The organism is Nocardia beijingensis NBRC 16342, assembly GCF_001612785.1.
Lineage (GTDB): Bacteria > Actinomycetota > Actinomycetes > Mycobacteriales > Mycobacteriaceae > Nocardia > Nocardia beijingensis.
On record NZ_BDBC01000001.1, the window covers coordinates 1 to 16,884 of the forward strand.

The following is a 16,884-nucleotide window of genomic DNA, read 5'->3' on the forward strand; positions in this document are numbered from 1 at the left end:
ACGCGGACGCTGCTCGGGATCAGCGATCACCAACACCGCCGTCCGCAACTCGACCGGAGCCGCCGCGACAGCCTCACGGACAGCACCGGTCGGTTGCATCTCCGAGCCGCGTACGGCGATCGACCGCAGCCACCAGAACGCCGACGCGCCGGTGCACATACCGCTGGCGAGCATGACCGTTCCCGCGACACTCATCAGAACCCCCCACCTTCCCGGCCACGCTCCAACTCGCAGAACAACCGGCACCCCTCCGGCACCGGAGAAGCCGGAACCATCTCGAACTCCGACCGACCCGGCGCGGAGTCCTCGCAGAACATCACGCACCCACGAGGAGCCACAGCCGGAGCCGGGCTGGCGGGCGCTACCGCCGAGGAAGACGCAGCGGCCGGGACAACCGAGGCCGGAGCATCCGAAGGCCGGTCCACCAGCACCCCGACACCGGCCAACACAGTGACCAGCGCGGACACGCCCGTGGCCACAGCAGGAACAAAAGCAGTCATCACAGACCCCCAACAGGAACAGCGATCGGCAGCATGGTTTGCTGCGGTCGCGAAGAACGAACAGGAATGTGGACCGGCGCATCAGGCACCGGGCGAAGCTCAGCCACCCGCACCGGGTCAGGCACCGGCACCACAGGCACGGGATCGGACTTTGGATCGGGGACCGACACCGGTTCCGCCTCACGCTCGGGCTCGGCCGGGACCTGCTCGACGGCAGGCTCGACCACGGGCGGAGCGGGTTCGGGTGCCGAATCTCGTTGTGCCGCACGGATCAACAGCGCCAACCCGTGCGTGTCGGCCAGCAGGGAAATCGGGGCGATCGCAGCCACCAGCGCCGACGCCCACCACGGCAACTCCCGCCCGGCCGCGACCGCGTGCAGCGAGTTACCCGCCACCGACACCACCGAGCCGATGACCAGAACGGTGACGAAGAACCGGCGCTCCGGAGCATTGGCGAGCACCAGCACTCCGAAGGTGGCGAGCAGGATGGTGCCGTCCACGATCAGCGGGAACAGCCACGCATCCGACGCCGGAATGTGCGCCAGGACCGCGAGATCCTTCAGCGTGGCGAACGACAACCGGAACGCCGCCGCCCCGACCGCGATGATGATGACCACGGCGGACCAGCGCGCAAGACGCATCCCCGCCGACCGATCCGCCGTATTCATCGTCAGGCCGCCTTGTCCGACGACGCCGCAGCCTCGACCGCATCGTGCTCGGCCAACACCACGGGCAACTGAGCCAGCAGCGACCGGGCATCGGCGATGCTCAAGCTCAAATACCCATTCGCATTCAACAACTCGATGAACACCGTCGCCGGGAGCACACCGCCGCTGTATGCGGCCTCACGCTCGGCGTGGTACTCGGCGGTGATCCCGTCATGACCGGAAACGGAGGTGTTGAAGAACGACATGATCACGCCGCCTTCGCAGCCGACTTGGCACCGGAGTTGTCGCCCTTGATCCCGGTCGCGCGGATCGTCCAGCCGATCGACTTGAACTCACCCTGACCAGCGATCTTCGGCTTGACCTGCAACCCCTCCAGCTCCACCGGACGCATACCCCGCGCGATCTCCGGAGCCACCGGAACCGGCTGCACATCCGCGACGAACACCACGTCGAAACTCGCCTGCTTCGCGTTCGCCGCGGCCGGGTCGGTGACCGTGCCCTTCCACAGCCGCTTGCCCGTGCCGTTGCCTTCCGCGTCCAAGTCCAGCCGCTGACGCTTCGGCGCGTTGCGGTCGGAGCTGAACTCCGTCACCGGCGCAATCTCCCCCAACAGGAACAAACCCATCGGGAACGCGTCCTCGAACGCCGGGGTGAACCAAACATCCTTCAGTGCCATTGCTCAATCTCCTTGCTGCTGCGTACTTCCCAGCTGACTCGACTCGCACAACCTTTGTGCATACACAACAGCGTATACACAGCTGCGTATACGCACAAGGGTTTTGTGTATACGCAGTTGCAAGGCAGGTTGACAACTCAAGTCGTCACAACGCGGACCGGTGCGTATACGCAGTTGCGTATCATCAGCACAGACCGCGACGAAGAGGAGTGAGCACATGAGTGAGCCCGCGTACGTTTCCATCGCAGGGGAGATCGCACGGGACATCCGCAGTGGCGCCCTGCCTGCCCGGACGCAGCTACCGAGCTACTCCGAACTGGCGAAACAACACAGCGTGTCCGAGATTGTCATCCGGAAGGTCATCGACCTGTTGTTGCGCCAGGGACTCGTCTACACCATCGAACGCCGAGGAACTTTCGTCGCGGCCCGCCCGACACTGGTGCGCGTTTCTCCGGAACGGCAGATGGAAGACCCCGAGGTCACCTTCGGCAACGAGGCAGCAGGAAGCGAGGAAGAGGTGCGGATCGAACGCGAATCATCGACGGCGCCCGCGGACGAAGAACTCGCCGCGCTGCTCGGGATCACCCCAGGCGACGATGTTGAGCACGTCATCACGATGGCGTCGGAGAAAGGACGGCCCATCTCGATCTCCGACAGCTACCAACGGCCGGGCACGGACGTAGCCGCCGCCGCCATCCTTGAGGAGACTCTTGCCGACCGGCCGCCGGTGCCGACACACGCCGTATGGCTCGAGGTGCCGTCAGGCGAACTCGTTAAGTCGGTCCATCAGCGCTTCCTTGCGGCCGATGGTGAAGTACTGATGATCTCGGAGGTTTCATACCCACGAGACCGCTACGACTCGTTCGTCTTCCGGATGGTGCTCGACACGCAGTCCTAACTCAACGCAATGCAAGCGTGGCCCGATCGCACCATCGATCGGGCCACACTTCGTTCCGAACCCAACTAACCGCGGCGGACCCAACCCTGCGCCACGTCAGCGAGGTTCCACCAGGAGACAAACTCTGTGTCCCACGAGTCCAACGTCCAGCGATCCGACAGCCGGTCGAAGAAGGCGTCGTCACCAGTCTTGCCGCCCTTCGGTTCGCCCACGTAGATCAGGCGGCTACCTCCGCGTGCCTCGAACAGTTCCAACGCTTCCGACGCCATCGGGTTACCCCAACCGGGCGGCCAGCACAGGAAGAGCACTGAATCACCATTCAGCTCAGTGCTGAATTCTTCGAGGCCGCCGACTGGATACCAGGCGTCGCGTTGACCTTCCGACGTCGGAAATGACGGATTCGACGCCTTGTCCGGCGGTTCGGAGTCGAAGGCACGTACGTCTACCTCACCATTGGCGAGCAGTCGTGCCCAGTAGCCACGGCCTGCCCCCAGCTCGACAACCGTATGCCCTACGCTGAAGGTCTTCACCCACTTGAGAGTCTCCGGTGACGGGATCGCATAGGCGTAGACGCTCTGCAAGATCGTCTGGACGAAGCCCAGTCGGACGCTTCCCTTCGCACTTCCACCGTTGACGACTCGCCGTTCCCCGTCCACTCCGACCGAAGGACCCACGATGTCCCAGTACGGGTTGCCCGAAGACTGCCCGCCGGTCATGTAGTGCACGAACCTCAGGTCGAACGCTGCATCAGCCTCCGCATCACCGGTTCCCGACAGCATCGGCGCAGTGTCCAAGTACTCAGCCACCCGTGGATACTCGGCCTTCAGCCGCGACTCGTTGCCGAGCAGTTCGGCCAGTTCCGTTCGACGCTCCGGCGTCAGCGCGAGACCAGTCATACGCTCGATTCTCCTGACGCGCCTTGGCTTTTGCGAGTCGTTGCCGAATTTCGCCATACAGCAACAAGAGCGCCCCGGCGGCGCTTCGCGCCGCCGCCGCGCTGCGACACGCAGCGCGGCTGATGGGGCGTCGCTCGCGGCGCGTCGAGCGCGTCGGCGCCACTCGGCCGCCGGGGCGCACCGGAGTTCCTGTCTGGTCACTTTCTGCATCAATCGAAGCAGTGCTGGGCACGCCGGGAGCCGTACCCGACTTACCTCCCGCAGCCGAGCACGAATCGGCCGGCACTCTGCCCGGTCCACCGGCTGTGGTCACCACCAGGAACTCGGCGGAGTCGAAATCGGTCGCGGACGGTCACCAGCAGAAGTGGCCGTGGCCGAAGTCGCCGTGGCTGAGTTGCCGCCGATGTCACGTCCGTAGATGGTCTGTGCCGCCGATCCAGTCTCGGCCGCCAGCGTCCTTCCGGGTCGAGGCGGTCTGGCTTATCCGAGGACTATCACTGCCCTGATGGGCATCAAGGGCGCCTACGGCGTCACTCCGTGATGGCTACCGCCACCCTTGACACCCACCAGGGCAGTGATCGAGGCGTCCTCAGCCAGACCACCACGACCCGGAAGGACTCACCCCATGGCTAAGAACTGGACCGGCGGCACACACCACTACTCCTGCGACATCTGCTTCGACGCGGCCACCGTTCTCGACTCCGACCACGGCCACTTCTGCCAGCGGTGCGCCGACAGCTACGACTTCAACTCCGCCGAGTTCCTGGAACTGCTCGACCGCATCGACAACTACTGCTGACCAGCCGGGGGCTTCGGCCCCCCTCTCCCAATTGCCGAACTACTGAGCGTCCTTCGGCCGCTTGGCCCTGCTGTGTGGTGGCCTGCATTGTGTTCACGCGCCCCTCCAGCGTCAAGAGCGCCTACGGCGTCACTACGTGATCGGCATCCGCCGACTCTTGACCCCGGAGCCTCTACGCGCGAAAGGCAGGCCGATAAGGGGCAGGCGCAGCCAGCCCGCCTCTGGGTGCAACCCACCACCCAACAGGGCCATAAGCCGCGACCGGCGCAAGATCGTCAGGCCAGGTGTACAGCTAGCCAGGCCGCAATATCATCCACTCCGAAGTGACAAACGACGAGAGCCTCTACGAAATCCGCGGCCTCGTTCTCCGGTATCTCTTGCAGCCGTGAATTGAACGCGTTCAGGTAGATGTTGCACGAGAGCCAAGCGGTCCGCTTGTTCGCATCTATGAACGCATGGGCCGCAGCCAAGCCTCCAAGCAGGGCAGCACCGCGTTGGAGAGCTGTGGGATAGAGCGGTTGCCCGAACCCAGTTGCGAGCGGCCGGGCCAGTGCGCTCTCCAGCTTGCCTCGGTCGATGACGTTGTAGGAAGTCCCGGTAAGTCGCCGATTGGTGGCGATGACACCATCAACCGGAAGGGCAAATGGTGTCACCGCTCAGCCAGCAGCCGAAGCGTTGCCTCCCATCGAGCGATCTCCGCGTCCACAGCCTTCTCATACTCCGGAGAGTCGAGGACCCCGGCGGGCTGGATGTTGGGTTGAGCAGGAATGTCCTTCTCCCCTCTGAGAACCTTCGCCGTGTACCAGCGCTTCATGTCACTCTCGGACAGCTCGTTGCTGCACTTTGCACCACTTGGAAGGTCCCCTCGGGCGCGCTGCCAAGGAAGCTCATGGCTCAGCTCCACCAAAGCGTCTTTCCCGAGGCGGGCGTAGTGCTCAAGCACGGCATCAACGATAACTCTCGTTGCGGGCGACAGAGCATCAGGATTGGCACCGGGCAGCACAGTGGAGCCCCAGTCGGAGCGCTCATACTTGTTCACCTGGTACACCGTCGGTTGCACAGGACCGTCCGGCCACGCCTGAAACTTGTCCTCAAACAGAGGCCGACCGTCCCAGGTCAAGTGCCATGCCTGTGCGAAGTAGATCAGCTTCTCCAGCTTCCAGGCGTCTACCCATCCCCGCTGCCGGTAGACGTATCCGGCAACGTCCAGAGCGGTAACCATCGAGCGCTCCCTTCCGCTACCTATCCCCAGGATACCAGGAGTTATCCACACTTATTTCACAACGTACTCAACATGGTATAAAATAGCCGGTTCGCTTCGTTACATGTGGTGATTCCAGTTACAAGGTGAGTCGCCCTCGCAGCAGTCCGTTATCAGAGCTTCCTCGACCACTACGCCCGAGCCGTCGTCGGGAGCACCGACCGCAGGAAGCGGAAAGGTAGCGGACGACCCGATCTCCGTCGGAACTGGACGAGACTTGACGGCATATCAGAGCAGCTCACTGACACTGTTCGATCGCCCCGAGGACATGGGAGCAACGTTCGGGACGAAGAGGTCGCCGACACCGCTGCTGACGACAAGGCTGACGACAACGACGACGACAGCCACGGCCTAGAACCACATCGTCAACAGAGGAACCCATCTGCGGCCCGCCTAGTCCCGGTGGCAGCCTGTGCCTCGTAATGAAAAGGTCGGGGGTTCGATTCCCCCAGGCGGCTCAAAGACCATCAGCCGTACCGGTCACACCGCGACCCTGACCGCTCGTCGCGGGCTCCATCGAACTGGGGCTCATGGACCTGCGTGCGCGTCGGAGAGCTCGGTAGCTAGGCGGCGATCAGCTCGGCGGGCATGGAGCGGTAGGCGTGCAGATTTCGCAGGGGATGGGGGGTCGGCGGGCCGTCCAGGCGAAGCTTCGGATAGCGCTCGAAGAGGATTCGCAGCCCGACGGCGCCCTCCAGCCGGGCCAGCCTGGCCCCTAGGCACCCGTGGATCCCGCTGCTGAACGCGAGATGTTCCGCGGCGTTTTCCCTGGTCACATCGAATCTTTGGGGATCGGGGAAGACCGTGGGGTCGTTGTTGGCGCCCGCCAACGACAGCAGGACCAGGGAACCCGATTTGATGTGCTGGCCATCGATGTCGACGTCACACCTCGCGACCCGGCCGGTCATCCGCACGGGACCGTCGTAGCGGAGGATTTCCTCCACCGCGTTCGGCCATAGCTCCGGCTGCGCGGCCAGCAGCTCCAACTGGTCCGGATGGCTTGTCAGGAGGACGATTCCGTTGCCGAGCATGTTCACTGTCGTCAAGAATCCGGCGTCCAGTAACAGGGCCGCGTTGGCCACCTGCTCGCGGCGGGTGAGCTCGCCACCTGTCACCAGCATGCTGAGTACGCGGTTGTCCGGTTCGGCGGTGAGCCGGTCGAAGTAGTGGTCGAAGTACTGTTCGACCTCGACCAGGTCTTCCATGGCGTGGCGGTAGGTGGTCCAGGCCAGGCCGCGCTCGAGCAGTGGCGCGCCGGTGTCTCCCCATCTCAGCAAGGTCGAATGCATGTCGGCGGGCAACCCGAGCATTTCGGCGATGATCGTTACGGGCAGTTGTGCGGAGAAGTCGTTGATCAGATCCGGGCGAGGCTTCGATTCCATGCGGTGGAGCAGGTCTTCGGTGACTTCGGTTACCCGCTCCTCCAGCACGGCGATGGCTTTCGGGCCGAATGCCTGCCGGACCGAGCGTCGGTACCGAGTGTGATCCGGCGGATCGGCCACCAGCATCGAGGGCGGTTCCGCGAGGTTGGGAAGTCCCAGATCCGTCTTTCCCATCATCCAGCGGATCGGCTTCGGCAGCGCTGGATGGATCGGCGTGACCACACCGAAGCGCCGGTCTCGGAGGATGAGTCGGCACAGTTCGTGGTCCGCCGTCACGTGTACGCCCGACATACCGGGAATGCGCCCCCGCCGCCGGATCTCCTCGATGTACGGCGAGGAGCCGAGCAACCGATCCTGACCGATGGCGATTTGCCCGAGAGGATCGCCCCGACGCGCCGCCCACTGGAGATAGGTTCGTAGCACGCCATGAGTGAGTAGCCACCGGATCCACGCGCGAGTCAACATCGACATCTCCTCACTCCCGACCCACTGCTCATAATAGGAGTAGCTGCGACATAGCGCTGCTGTTGGTTCTGTCGACTTTCGCCCCCATGATGCGGTGGTCTACCGGGACGGGAAGGTAGTACGCATGGTTGTCACGTTTGGTTGCTGGAGGTGACGGCACGACGGTTGGATCGGGCCGGAGGCCCAATGGACCGGCGTCGTTTCGTCAAGAGTGCCGCGACGATGCTGAGTCTGGCGGGTGTAGGTACGGCCGCGTCCGCGGCATGGGCGGACAACTACATCCCGAGCCCGAGAACGGCGATGTATCGCATGCTGGTGCCGGAGATCTTCGCCCCGCTGCCGGATCCGGCCGACCATGTTCCTGCCATCGTCGTCGGATCGGGCTTCGGGGCATCGGTCACCGCGCTGCGCCTGGCGCAGTCGGGGATCGAGGTCGCGGTGCTCGAGCGCGGGTCCCGATGGCCGAATGATCCATGGCGTGACATCTTCGCCACCGATACGATCCCGGATGGCCGCGGTTTCTGGTACCGCACCACCTTCACCGGGGTGAACCGGATCCCGCTGGCGATCGATCCGTTCGGCGGGGTCCTCGATGTCACGAGTTACCCGGGCATGGACGTGTGGCGCGGTGCGTGTGTGGGCGGTGGCTCGGTGGTGTTCACCGGGGTGATGATCGAGCCGGAGCAGCGGTTCTTCGAGCATGTTTTCCGCGGCGTGGTCGACTACCACGAGATGCACGACGTCTACTACCCCAAGGTACGGAATGTCCTGCGCCCCAGTGTTATTCCGGAGGACATCTACAGCTCTTTCGCGTTCGCGCACTCGCGGGCCTGGGACGAACAGGTTCGTGTGGCAGGCTACGCGCCGCAGCGTATCGACGGCACATGGAACTGGGACGTCATCCGCGATGAGCTGGCTTTGCGATCGAGGCCGTCGGCGACGGTCGGCAATTCGAACCTCGGCAATTCCAACGGCGCGAAGTTCGACCTCAACCAGAACTACCTCCGCTATGCCGAGCAGACCGGCCGCGCCCGGATCTATCCCGGCCATCGCGTGGACGCCATCGCGAAGGAACCGGGAGCGTCGGGCCGCTATACCGTCGACGTGACCAAACTCGCCCCGACCGGTGATGTGCTGCGCACTCGGACGTTGACCTGCGACATGCTGTTCCTGGGCGCGGGCTCCATCGGCACCTCCGAGTTGTTGGTGCGTGCGCGGGAGACCGGTGCGCTGCCGAACCTGAACGAGCACGTCGGCGAAGGCTGGGGCAGCAACGGCGATGTGGCCTTGGCCCGGCCGCTCAGCACGTTCCAGGTGGGCACGCAGGGCACGCCGTCCGCGAGCCGGATCCTCGACGAGGCGGGCGTACCCGTGGCGCTGGAGAGCTGGTATATCCCCGGCACGACGCCGTTCGACGTCACCCTTCTCGCGTCGTTGGGCATCGTGCTCGACGACACCCGTGGCCGGTTCGTCTGTGACCCGTCCGACGGGCGCGTGGTCCTGGACTGGCCGGACGGCGGCGCCGCGGGCTATCTCGAGCGAGCGCGGGAAGTGAACGACAACGCGGCCTGCAACTGTCGGCCCATCTCCAGGCCTGCCGTCGACGCGGATGCCTCGTTCACCTCCCATCCGCTGGGCGGCGCGGTGCTCGGGCTCGCGACCGACGGCTACGGCCGGGTGCGTGGTTACCGAAACCTCTACGTCATGGACGGGGCGGCAGTGCCAGGTAGCACCGGAACGGTGAACCCCTCACTGACGATCAGCGCGCTGGCCGAGCGCAATATCGAACAGATCATCCGAGAACTATGAACGGGAATCCGGCCACGAATCGTGGACGGTCGCTCGCCGAACGGCTGGCGATCCGGCTGATGTATCCGACGTTTCAGCCCACCGAGGAATCATTGCGCGCGGCTGTCGCAGGCAAGGTGGTGCTGGTGACCGGAGCCTCGCACGGTATCGGCAAGGCCAGTGCCAGAAAGCTGGCCGGGGCGGGGGCGGTGGTGGCGCTGGTCGCCCGTTCCCATCCTGAACTGGAACAGCTGGCCGCCGACATCGCCGCCGAGGGCGGCGCAGCCCACGCCTACCCGACCGACCTGACCGACATGGATGCCGTCGACCTGCTCGGCCGGACGCTGCTGGCCGAGTACGGGCACATCGATGTCGTGATCAGCAACGCGGGAAAGTCGATCCGGCGGCCCATTGCCGAGTCCTACGACCGCTTCCACGATTTCACCCGCACCATCGACGTCAATTATCTGGGCCCGGTGCGGTTGCTGCTCGATCTGTTACCCAATATGCGTGCGCGCAAGCAGGGACATATCGTCAACGTCTCCACCTGGGGCGTGCTCATGCCGCCGGGTCCGCGCTGGTCGGCTTACTTCGCCTCGAAAGCGGCCTTCGATGTCTGGCTGCGCAGCGTCGCCCTCGAGATCGCCTGCGACGATGTCACCACCACCTCCGTCTACATGCCACTGGTCCACACCAGAATGAGCGCCCCGACCGACTTCAGCCGCATCCCCGGTCTGACCGTCGACGAAGCCTCCGACCTCATCTCGCACGCGGTCACCGTCAAACCCCGTGACATCGCCCCATGGTGGGCGGTCCGGGTGCAAGCCTGGTCCTCCGTCCACCGCGACCGAGCCCGGCGAATCCTGGAGCGTAGGTACCGTCGTTGATCCTGGGCCGCGGAGCGATCAAGGGTGGGCGTTCGCGGGATCTTCTGCGAAGTTCGTGACTTCACCGTCGTCCTGTTCGACGACGTGGGCGCGGGCGCTCGGATCTCTCGGGATGTACCCCTCCCCGTATTCCGGGATGGACGGTTACGTCGAGGATGTGCTGGCGCTGCTGCTGGGGCCGGTGGTCTTCGTGGGCACTCGCTCAGCGCGACGATGGCCGTGCTCGCCGCCGTGCTGGGGTGTCGACGTCCTTTACGCGGCGACGCCCAGACCCAGCGCGATCGCGACCGGGATCAGGTACAGCATCGGAAACGCCACGGTCTTGTACGAGCGGGCCCGCAGCACGATGATCACCGCGCCCGCGAAGTACAGGATCAGGCCGATGGCCGCGGCGACTCCGATCGCGGGAACGAAGAGGCCGACGATCAGCCCGAGCGCTCCAGCGGCCTTGGCCAACCCCAGTGGAGTCCACCAGGATTGCGGCACACCGTATTCCACCAGTGGCTCCACGACGAACGCTGCCCGCCGCAGCAGCGAGAACGCCGAGAAGCCGACCCAGGCGGCAGCGGCGATGGTGACGACGACATATGCGGTGCTCATGGCGATTCCCGATTTCTCTGGTGATTCGGATGGGTTCGCCTCGATGACGACGCAGCACGTCGGGGTGTGACATCGAACGGTCGATGATCTCGGCTCAGATGGGCCGGAATCCGGCGCCTATGTCGTTGCGAGCGTCGATGTCGCTGAGGATGGCGTTGATGTCGGTTCCCACTTCGGGTCCGAGACAACCCATGCCCAAGTAGGCGTTGACCATCCCGACCAGGGTCGAACCGATCACCACCGGCGCGCCGGAGTCGCCTTTGAGCACACACATCTGGGTCCAGGTGTCCCGGCTGTCGCCCATCATGTCGCCCCAGGCGACACCGCAGGTCTGGCCGGTGGTCCGGCCCTTCTTGCAGACGATGTCGGGGAACTGCGCGGGAGCGCCGAGATTCTCGATGCGGAACCCACCGACGTCCCGGGCCGGAGCCACCCGTGTGGCGTCGAAGTCGATGACCGCGTAGTCCAGTTCGTGATCGGCGTAGACGAACCGCCCGAGCACCCCGTAGCTGGGATAGGTGACAGACGTGACGCGCGCTCCAGGTTCACCGCAATGGCCCGCGGTCAGACCTACCAATCGGCCTGCCGCGTCGTAGCCGATGGTGGTGAGTGTGCATTCGGCTTCGTCATCGATCGCGATTCCCGATCCACCGCCTATCGGCGGCGGCGGTAACTGCGGAACACCGGCCGCCGTGCCTGCACCCACCGAGAGCGGGCCGCAAGCCAGGGCCGCCGCGGCGACAACCTTCATCCACGCACCAGCCATCGTTCCTCCCATCGGGTCGAGCCCAGTTCCGGCGACACGACTCCAGCCGTACCGGACGAACTCGGCACCGCATTGTCATCGATCGCGAAACTCCGGCGGCAACAAGGGGTTCCGCGCGTCGCTTGTTCGGGCTACCCACGCCTACGAAAGGGAAACCGGGGGCCGATGAGAAAGCCGTCGGCAGCCGAACCGAAGGGGTCGTGCGGCGATATCACTGGGAGGGGAGGATTTTCGACGTCGCCGAGATCGCCGCGCCCAGCAACACTGTCGCCGCGGCGGCGGTTCCGGCGGAGCCGGTGAGGACGGTGATGCCAACGGAGAGGACCAAGCAGGTGAACAGGGCCAGGACTGCGGTACCCCACTCCGCCCCTGCGATTCGGGTTGGCCGGTTTCGCATCGCTGTCATAACTGACAGCTACCCGCCAGCATCCATCTGAAACCGGCGCGGGCCGTCACCGTGGCAGGTTGTTCCGGCCCGGTCGGATAAGTCGCAGCGGTTATCGCTCGAGTTGGGACAGGCTGAACGCGGTGAGGAATCCCGCCACCGTGATCAGTCCGACCCACAGATGGGCGTTTTCGAATGCTTCGGGGATCATGGTGTCGGCGATCATGGACAGGATCGCGCCGCCGGCCAGGGCGGTGATCGCGGCAAGCACGGCAGGCTGGGCGCCGCCGAGCAGTCCGTAACCCGACATCGCCGCCACTGCGCTGATGATCGCGATCCCACTCCAGAGCGTGAACACGTAGCGGCGGGAGCGGCCTCCTCGGCGCATTCCCGCCGCGCTGGACAGGCCTTCGGGGATATTGCTGATGAACACCGCGGCTACGGTCACCATGCTGACGGCTCCGCCGCCGAGCAGGCTGGTGCCGATGACGATGGACTCGGGGACGCCGTCGAGCAACGCGCCCAAGGCGATGGCCGTCCCGGAGCCGGATTGTTCGGATTCGCTGGGCTGCTGATCTCCGGAGCGTTTGCGGTGCCTGGCGCCGCGGTGCGCCAAAGCGAGGTTCGCCAGGGTGTAGCTCACCGCGCCGGTCACCGCGCCGAGTGCCGTAGGTGCCAGTCCGGCGCGTTCGTGAGCTTCGGCTATCAGTTCGAACGACACCGCCGACAACAGCACTCCGCTACCGAAACCCATGATGCTGGCGATGATCTTCGTCGGGATGCGCGCGAAATAGCCGACCAAAGCTCCTGCCAGCAAGGCGGATCCGGCCAGAAGCCCCCATCCACCCGCAGCCCACAACCCTGACACCGAAGATCCCTCTCCTCTGCCGCCCAACACCCAACCGATGCCGACGAGCGCGCTGTTACCTCTGTCGGAGCTACCCGCACCGGCGAGTCGGAAACGAGACGCCGATCCAGGCTCTGGTGTACACGGCGGCCCGATGAACGAGGACTCGGGGAGGATGGGCTGCGCTGGAGTTTGTCTCTCGAGGTGGGGTTCAATTCGTCGCGGCGAAGCCACTTCTCGGCGTCATGTGTCGAATCACGACTGGCAGCGCCGGGCCGGGACAGCCAGCGGATGCGCCGATCTGATGCGTTCCCCCCCTTGGACGAGCCGACAAGCGGTCTCATCCGCAGTGCGCCGGATGAGACGACACGAGTCTCAGGCAAATCGCTGGAGTGTGCGTCGGCCACTTCCAGCCGTCCGCTGTCGCGGGTGGGCGCATGCCTGTGGCCGGGCGTCTCAGTTCCGTCGGCAAACCTCGAGGCATGTCGGCGGGTGCCCGGTGTGACGCCGGGTAGGTAGCGGCTCTCGGTGCAACGGCCTCGGCATCTGTTGTCACCGGAGGCTCCGCGTCGATGGCGCTCGCCGGGCGGAGCTGCCCGGGGTGGGCGTTCGGGCGAATTTTCTGCGAAGGTGTCTGTGTGGACGTATTGAGCAGGAACCATGTGAGCGTGCGAGGCAAGATCGGCGCGCCTGTGGTCGTGCTCGCCCACGGATTCGGCTGTGACCAGCACATGTGGCGGCTGGTCGTGCCGGTACTGGAGCGTGACTTCACCGTCGTCCTGTTCGACCACGTGGGCGCGGGCCGCTCGGATCTCTCGGCGTGGAGCCCGTCCCGGTATTCCAGTATGGACGGTTACGTCGAGGATGTGCTGGCGCTGCTGCACGGGCTGGAGCTAGGGCCGGTGGTCTTCGTGGGGCACTCGGTCAGCGCGACGATGGCCGTGCTCGCCGCCGCACGCGAACCCGCGGCATTCGCCGGACTGGTCCTGGTCACGCCCTCGCCGTGCTTCATCGATGATCCGGTGACCGGGTACCGGGGCGGTTTCAGCGCCGCCGACATCGAGGAGCTCCTCGAAGCGCTCGACGCGAACTATCTGGGCTGGTCGGGTGCGATGGCGCCGGTCATCATGGGCAACCCGGACCGTCCCGAGCTGGGCGAGGAACTCACCAATAGTTTCTGTCGCACCGACCCGGAGATCGCGCGCGTGTTCGCCCGCGTCACGTTCCTGTCCGACAACCGGGACGATCTGGACGCGGTGGGCGTACCCACGCTGATCTTGCAATGCTCCGCCGACGCCATCGCCCCACCCGAAGTCGGGGCGTTCGTCCACGAACGGATCAGGGGCAGCAGGCTGGTCACGCTCACCGCGACCGGACACTGTCCCCAGCTCAGTTCTCCCGCCGAGACCGCCGCCGCCATCGCCGCCTTCGCCGCCGAGACCGGATGACGGACGAGGCGGGCGACCGAGAGGGCGGCAGTGCTCTCGGAGCGGGGACGGATGACGAGGCGGTGTTCGCCGCGTTACTGGAGGACAGCCCCGAGGACCTCTACGAAAACGCTCCCTGCGGATATCTCTCCACCTCGTTGGACGGCCGCATCGCCAAAGTGAACGCCACGCTGCTGGACTGGCTCGGCTGGCGGCGCGACGAACTGGTCGGCCGCAAATACTTCTCCGACCTGCTCACCGTGGGTGGTCGCCTCTATCACGAAACTCATTTCGCCCCCCTGCTCCGGATGCAGGGCGACATCAGTGGCATCGCCCTGGAGATGAAGACCGCCGACGGTCGCCGACTACCCGTACTGGTCAGCTCGCACGTCAAAACCGGCGGGGAGGGGCAACCGCTACTGATCCGCACCACCGTCTTCGACGCCCGCGAGCGCCGCGCCTATGAGACGGAGCTGCTGCGGGCACGGCACGAAGCCGAGCGGGAGCGCGAACGCCTCCAGCGTCTGAACGCCACTTTGCAGACCACTCTGCTGCCGCCCGAGCTGCCCGAGGTTCCCGGCCTCGAGGTCGCCGCGTACTACCACATCGCCTCAGCCGACGAGGTCGGCGGCGACTTCTACGATCTGTTCCCCATCGCTACCGACAGCTGGGGAATGTTCCTCGGCGACGTGTGCGGCAAGGGAGCTCCGGCCGCCGCACTCACTTCACTGGCCCGGTACACACTGCGTACGGCCACCGCCTACACCCACGACCCGGCCGCGATACTCGACATGCTCAACACCACGCTCACCGAGCGATACCACGGGCACAGACCCCGTTTCTGCACGATCATCTTCGGACTCATCCGGCCAACAGCCGATCGAGGAGGTTGTGACATCACCTTGGCCGGCGGCGGGCACCCGCCCGCACTGCTCCTGCGTGCCGACGGCGACGTGGAGGAGATGCACACGTGGGGTGGTCAGCTGATCGGGGCCATCCCGCACGCCAACATCGTCACCAGGAGTTTCCGGCTCGAAGCCGGGGACACGCTGCTCCTCTATAGCGACGGGCTCACCGAAGCTCGCGTCACGGAGAACGGCGGCCGTTACGGCGACCAGGCTCTCGCCGAATTCGCTCGTGCATTGGCGCCCGTCACGGCCTCCGGCGGCATCGAAGCCCTTCGGGAATTGCTCGACTCCTTCGGGCCGGGAGTGGAGGACGACACCGCCCTTCTGGCCCTGCACGCGCTACCTCCGCCCGGAGGCGCGACGCGCTGACCCGCGGCGAGCGAAGCGGCCGTGCCAGAATGACGGGCCAGTCATCACCGACCGAAGGAGTTTTCTCGGGTGGAGCTGCCCGTCGAACTCGTCGAGGCCCTCGACCGGGCCTGCGCGGGCGTTCCTCAACGGCAGCTCGCCGCCTCGGTCGAACGGCTGATCTCGCGCTACCGGGACCCGCGCCCGGCAGCGTCGCCGATTCTCGCTTCGACCGCCGACGTCACCGCCTACGCCGCTTATCGCATGCCCGCGACGTGGGCCGCTGTGCACAGCGCGCTAGAGCGGTTCGCCGACCGGGCGCCCGGCTTTCGACCCGGGACGATGCTCGACATCGGCGGTGGCACCGGCGCGGCGCTGTGGGCCGCGGCCGAACTGTTCCCCTCCTTGGCGGAGGTGACCATTTTCGATCAAGTAGAGGAAGCGTTGCGGCTCGGGCGCGAACTCGCGGCCGGCGCTACCGCCGCGGCGATGCGGTCCGCCGCGTGGCGGCGTACCTCGTTCGCCGCTCGGGAACCATTCGGCGCGGCGGATCTCGTCACCGTCTCTTACGTGCTGAGCGAACTTTCCGCGGCAGACCAAGCCGACCTGGTAGCCCGGTCGGCCGAGGGGGCGGAAGTGGTCGCGATCATCGAGCCGGGGACTCCGGACGGTCACCGCAGAATCCTGGCCGCCCGCGACGTCTTGATCGAGGCCGGTCTGACTGTCGTGGCCCCCTGTCCGCATCAGCACGTGTGCCCGCTGGCCGCGGGGACGGACTGGTGCCATTTCAGCACGCGAATCAACCGGACCTCCCTGCACCGGCGGTTGAAGGGCGGCGAACTCGGCCATGAGGACGAGAAGTTCTGCTACGTGATCGCGTCCCGGACCGCCCATGCCCCCGCGCCGGGCCGCATCCTGCGGCATCCGCTCAAACGCAAGGGCTTGGTCACGCTGCAGGTCTGCACGGCCGACGACGGCATGCGGCAAGCTCTCGTCTCCAAACGACAGGGCGAGGCGTATCGCGGGGCAAGGGACGTGGCATGGGGCGACGCCTGGAACTGGACCGGGCTGCCGCCAGAAGACCACAGGCCGCACTGATCCGGCGCCGGCCTCGGCGGCTGTCGAGGTCCCGACGCCCGATCGCCATGGCATTCAACGTGTTCCGCGTGGTGTCAACAGTGGGAAGACTGACGTCGGACTTTAATGAGCCGCCAGTTAGTGGCACAATTCACAACGATCCAATATCTATGTAAATCGGGCGTAACCATGGTCGGCTCAGGCCGTTGAGGAGCGATACCAGTGCGGATGTCGAGAGGCGATTGCGGCTCACGACGGCGCTGTGCTGGGGTTTCCGCGTCCCGGGCGCAGGGTTCGGCCCCATTG

General features: G+C 65.6%; 18 protein-coding genes. 7 read left to right on the forward strand and 11 right to left on the reverse strand.

Annotated features, from left to right (window positions below; translation table 11 throughout):
- The 4 genes from NB3_RS00005 to NB3_RS00020 form a co-directional block, all read right to left on the reverse strand.
- Positions 1 to 195, reverse strand: a 195-nt coding sequence (locus tag NB3_RS00005) for a hypothetical protein (RefSeq protein WP_157111376.1), incomplete at its 3' end; no start/stop codon positions are given.
- A 304-nt stretch (positions 196 to 499) separates the two neighbouring features.
- A complete protein-coding gene (locus NB3_RS00010) occupies positions 500 to 1,168 on the reverse strand; it encodes a DUF2637 domain-containing protein (protein ID WP_067794503.1) in 669 nt (222 codons plus the stop codon).
- Between the two features lie 2 nt (positions 1,169 to 1,170).
- Positions 1,171 to 1,413: a hypothetical protein gene (locus NB3_RS00015; protein WP_157111378.1), complete on the reverse strand. Its 243-nt coding sequence runs from the start codon at positions 1,411 to 1,413 to the stop codon at positions 1,171 to 1,173.
- Positions 1,414 to 1,415: 2 nt separating this feature from the next.
- Complete coding sequence (locus NB3_RS00020; protein ID WP_067794509.1) at positions 1,416 to 1,844, reverse strand: hypothetical protein; 429 nt, start codon at positions 1,842 to 1,844, stop codon at positions 1,416 to 1,418.
- 217 nt (positions 1,845 to 2,061) lie between these two features.
- Here NB3_RS00020 and NB3_RS00025 point away from each other — a divergent pair, with 217 nt between their 5' ends.
- Positions 2,062 to 2,742, forward strand: a complete 681-nt coding sequence (locus NB3_RS00025; RefSeq protein WP_067794511.1) for a GntR family transcriptional regulator — start codon at positions 2,062 to 2,064, stop codon at positions 2,740 to 2,742.
- Between the two features lie 65 nt (positions 2,743 to 2,807).
- Here the strand turns inward: NB3_RS00025 and NB3_RS00030 are convergent, their stop codons facing one another.
- Positions 2,808 to 3,638, reverse strand: a complete 831-nt coding sequence (locus tag NB3_RS00030) for a hypothetical protein (protein WP_067794514.1) — start codon at positions 3,636 to 3,638, stop codon at positions 2,808 to 2,810.
- Between the two features lie 625 nt (positions 3,639 to 4,263).
- Here NB3_RS00030 and NB3_RS34705 point away from each other — a divergent pair.
- Entirely contained in the window at positions 4,264 to 4,437 is a 174-nt protein-coding gene (locus tag NB3_RS34705; protein WP_157111380.1) for a hypothetical protein, read from the forward strand.
- A 275-nt stretch (positions 4,438 to 4,712) separates the two neighbouring features.
- Here NB3_RS34705 and NB3_RS33835 read toward each other — a convergent pair whose 3' ends face one another.
- The 3 genes from NB3_RS33835 to NB3_RS00040 form a co-directional block, all read right to left on the reverse strand.
- A complete protein-coding gene (locus NB3_RS33835; protein WP_084485482.1) occupies positions 4,713 to 5,090 on the reverse strand; it encodes a type II toxin-antitoxin system death-on-curing family toxin in 378 nt (125 codons plus the stop codon).
- Positions 5,087 to 5,659: a Panacea domain-containing protein gene (locus NB3_RS00035; RefSeq protein ID WP_067794516.1), complete on the reverse strand. Its 573-nt coding sequence runs from the start codon at positions 5,657 to 5,659 to the stop codon at positions 5,087 to 5,089. The genes NB3_RS33835 and NB3_RS00035 overlap by 4 nt, the downstream gene beginning before the upstream one ends.
- Positions 5,660 to 6,261: 602 nt before the next feature.
- Positions 6,262 to 7,545: a cytochrome P450 gene (locus tag NB3_RS00040; RefSeq protein WP_067794821.1), complete on the reverse strand. Its 1,284-nt coding sequence runs from the start codon at positions 7,543 to 7,545 to the stop codon at positions 6,262 to 6,264.
- A 186-nt stretch (positions 7,546 to 7,731) separates the two neighbouring features.
- Between NB3_RS00040 and NB3_RS00045 the strand changes: the two genes are divergently transcribed.
- A complete protein-coding gene (locus tag NB3_RS00045) occupies positions 7,732 to 9,354 on the forward strand; it encodes a GMC oxidoreductase (protein ID WP_067794520.1) in 1,623 nt (540 codons plus the stop codon).
- A complete protein-coding gene (locus NB3_RS00050) occupies positions 9,351 to 10,220 on the forward strand; it encodes an SDR family NAD(P)-dependent oxidoreductase (protein WP_067794523.1) in 870 nt (289 codons plus the stop codon). Before NB3_RS00045 ends, NB3_RS00050 begins: the two co-directional genes overlap by 4 nt.
- 252 nt (positions 10,221 to 10,472) lie before the next feature.
- Here the strand turns inward: NB3_RS00050 and NB3_RS00055 are convergent, their stop codons facing one another.
- The 3 genes from NB3_RS00055 to NB3_RS00070 form a co-directional block, all read right to left on the reverse strand.
- Positions 10,473 to 10,820 carry a DoxX family protein gene (locus tag NB3_RS00055; protein ID WP_067794526.1) on the reverse strand — a complete coding sequence of 116 codons (348 nt, stop codon included), beginning with the start codon at positions 10,818 to 10,820 and terminating at the stop codon, positions 10,473 to 10,475.
- Positions 10,821 to 10,914: 94 nt separating this feature from the next.
- On the reverse strand, positions 10,915 to 11,586 hold the full coding sequence (locus tag NB3_RS00060; protein WP_067794529.1) for a chymotrypsin family serine protease: 672 nt from the start codon (positions 11,584 to 11,586) through the stop codon (positions 10,915 to 10,917).
- A gap of 497 nt (positions 11,587 to 12,083) precedes the next feature.
- Entirely contained in the window at positions 12,084 to 12,788 is a 705-nt protein-coding gene (locus NB3_RS00070) for a ZIP family metal transporter (protein WP_244891712.1), read from the reverse strand.
- A 668-nt stretch (positions 12,789 to 13,456) separates the two neighbouring features.
- On the opposite strand from NB3_RS00070, the gene NB3_RS00075 reads away from it, so the two are divergent.
- From NB3_RS00075 to NB3_RS00085, 3 genes are all read left to right on the forward strand, one after another.
- On the forward strand, positions 13,457 to 14,266 hold the full coding sequence (locus tag NB3_RS00075; RefSeq protein ID WP_067794539.1) for an alpha/beta fold hydrolase: 810 nt from the start codon (positions 13,457 to 13,459) through the stop codon (positions 14,264 to 14,266).
- Entirely contained in the window at positions 14,263 to 15,522 is a 1,260-nt protein-coding gene (locus NB3_RS00080; RefSeq protein ID WP_067794544.1) for a PP2C family protein-serine/threonine phosphatase, read from the forward strand. Before NB3_RS00075 ends, NB3_RS00080 begins: the two co-directional genes overlap by 4 nt.
- Positions 15,523 to 15,591: 69 nt before the next feature.
- On the forward strand, positions 15,592 to 16,599 hold the full coding sequence (locus NB3_RS00085; protein ID WP_067794548.1) for a small ribosomal subunit Rsm22 family protein: 1,008 nt from the start codon (positions 15,592 to 15,594) through the stop codon (positions 16,597 to 16,599).
- The last annotated feature ends 285 nt before the right edge of the window (positions 16,600 to 16,884 follow it).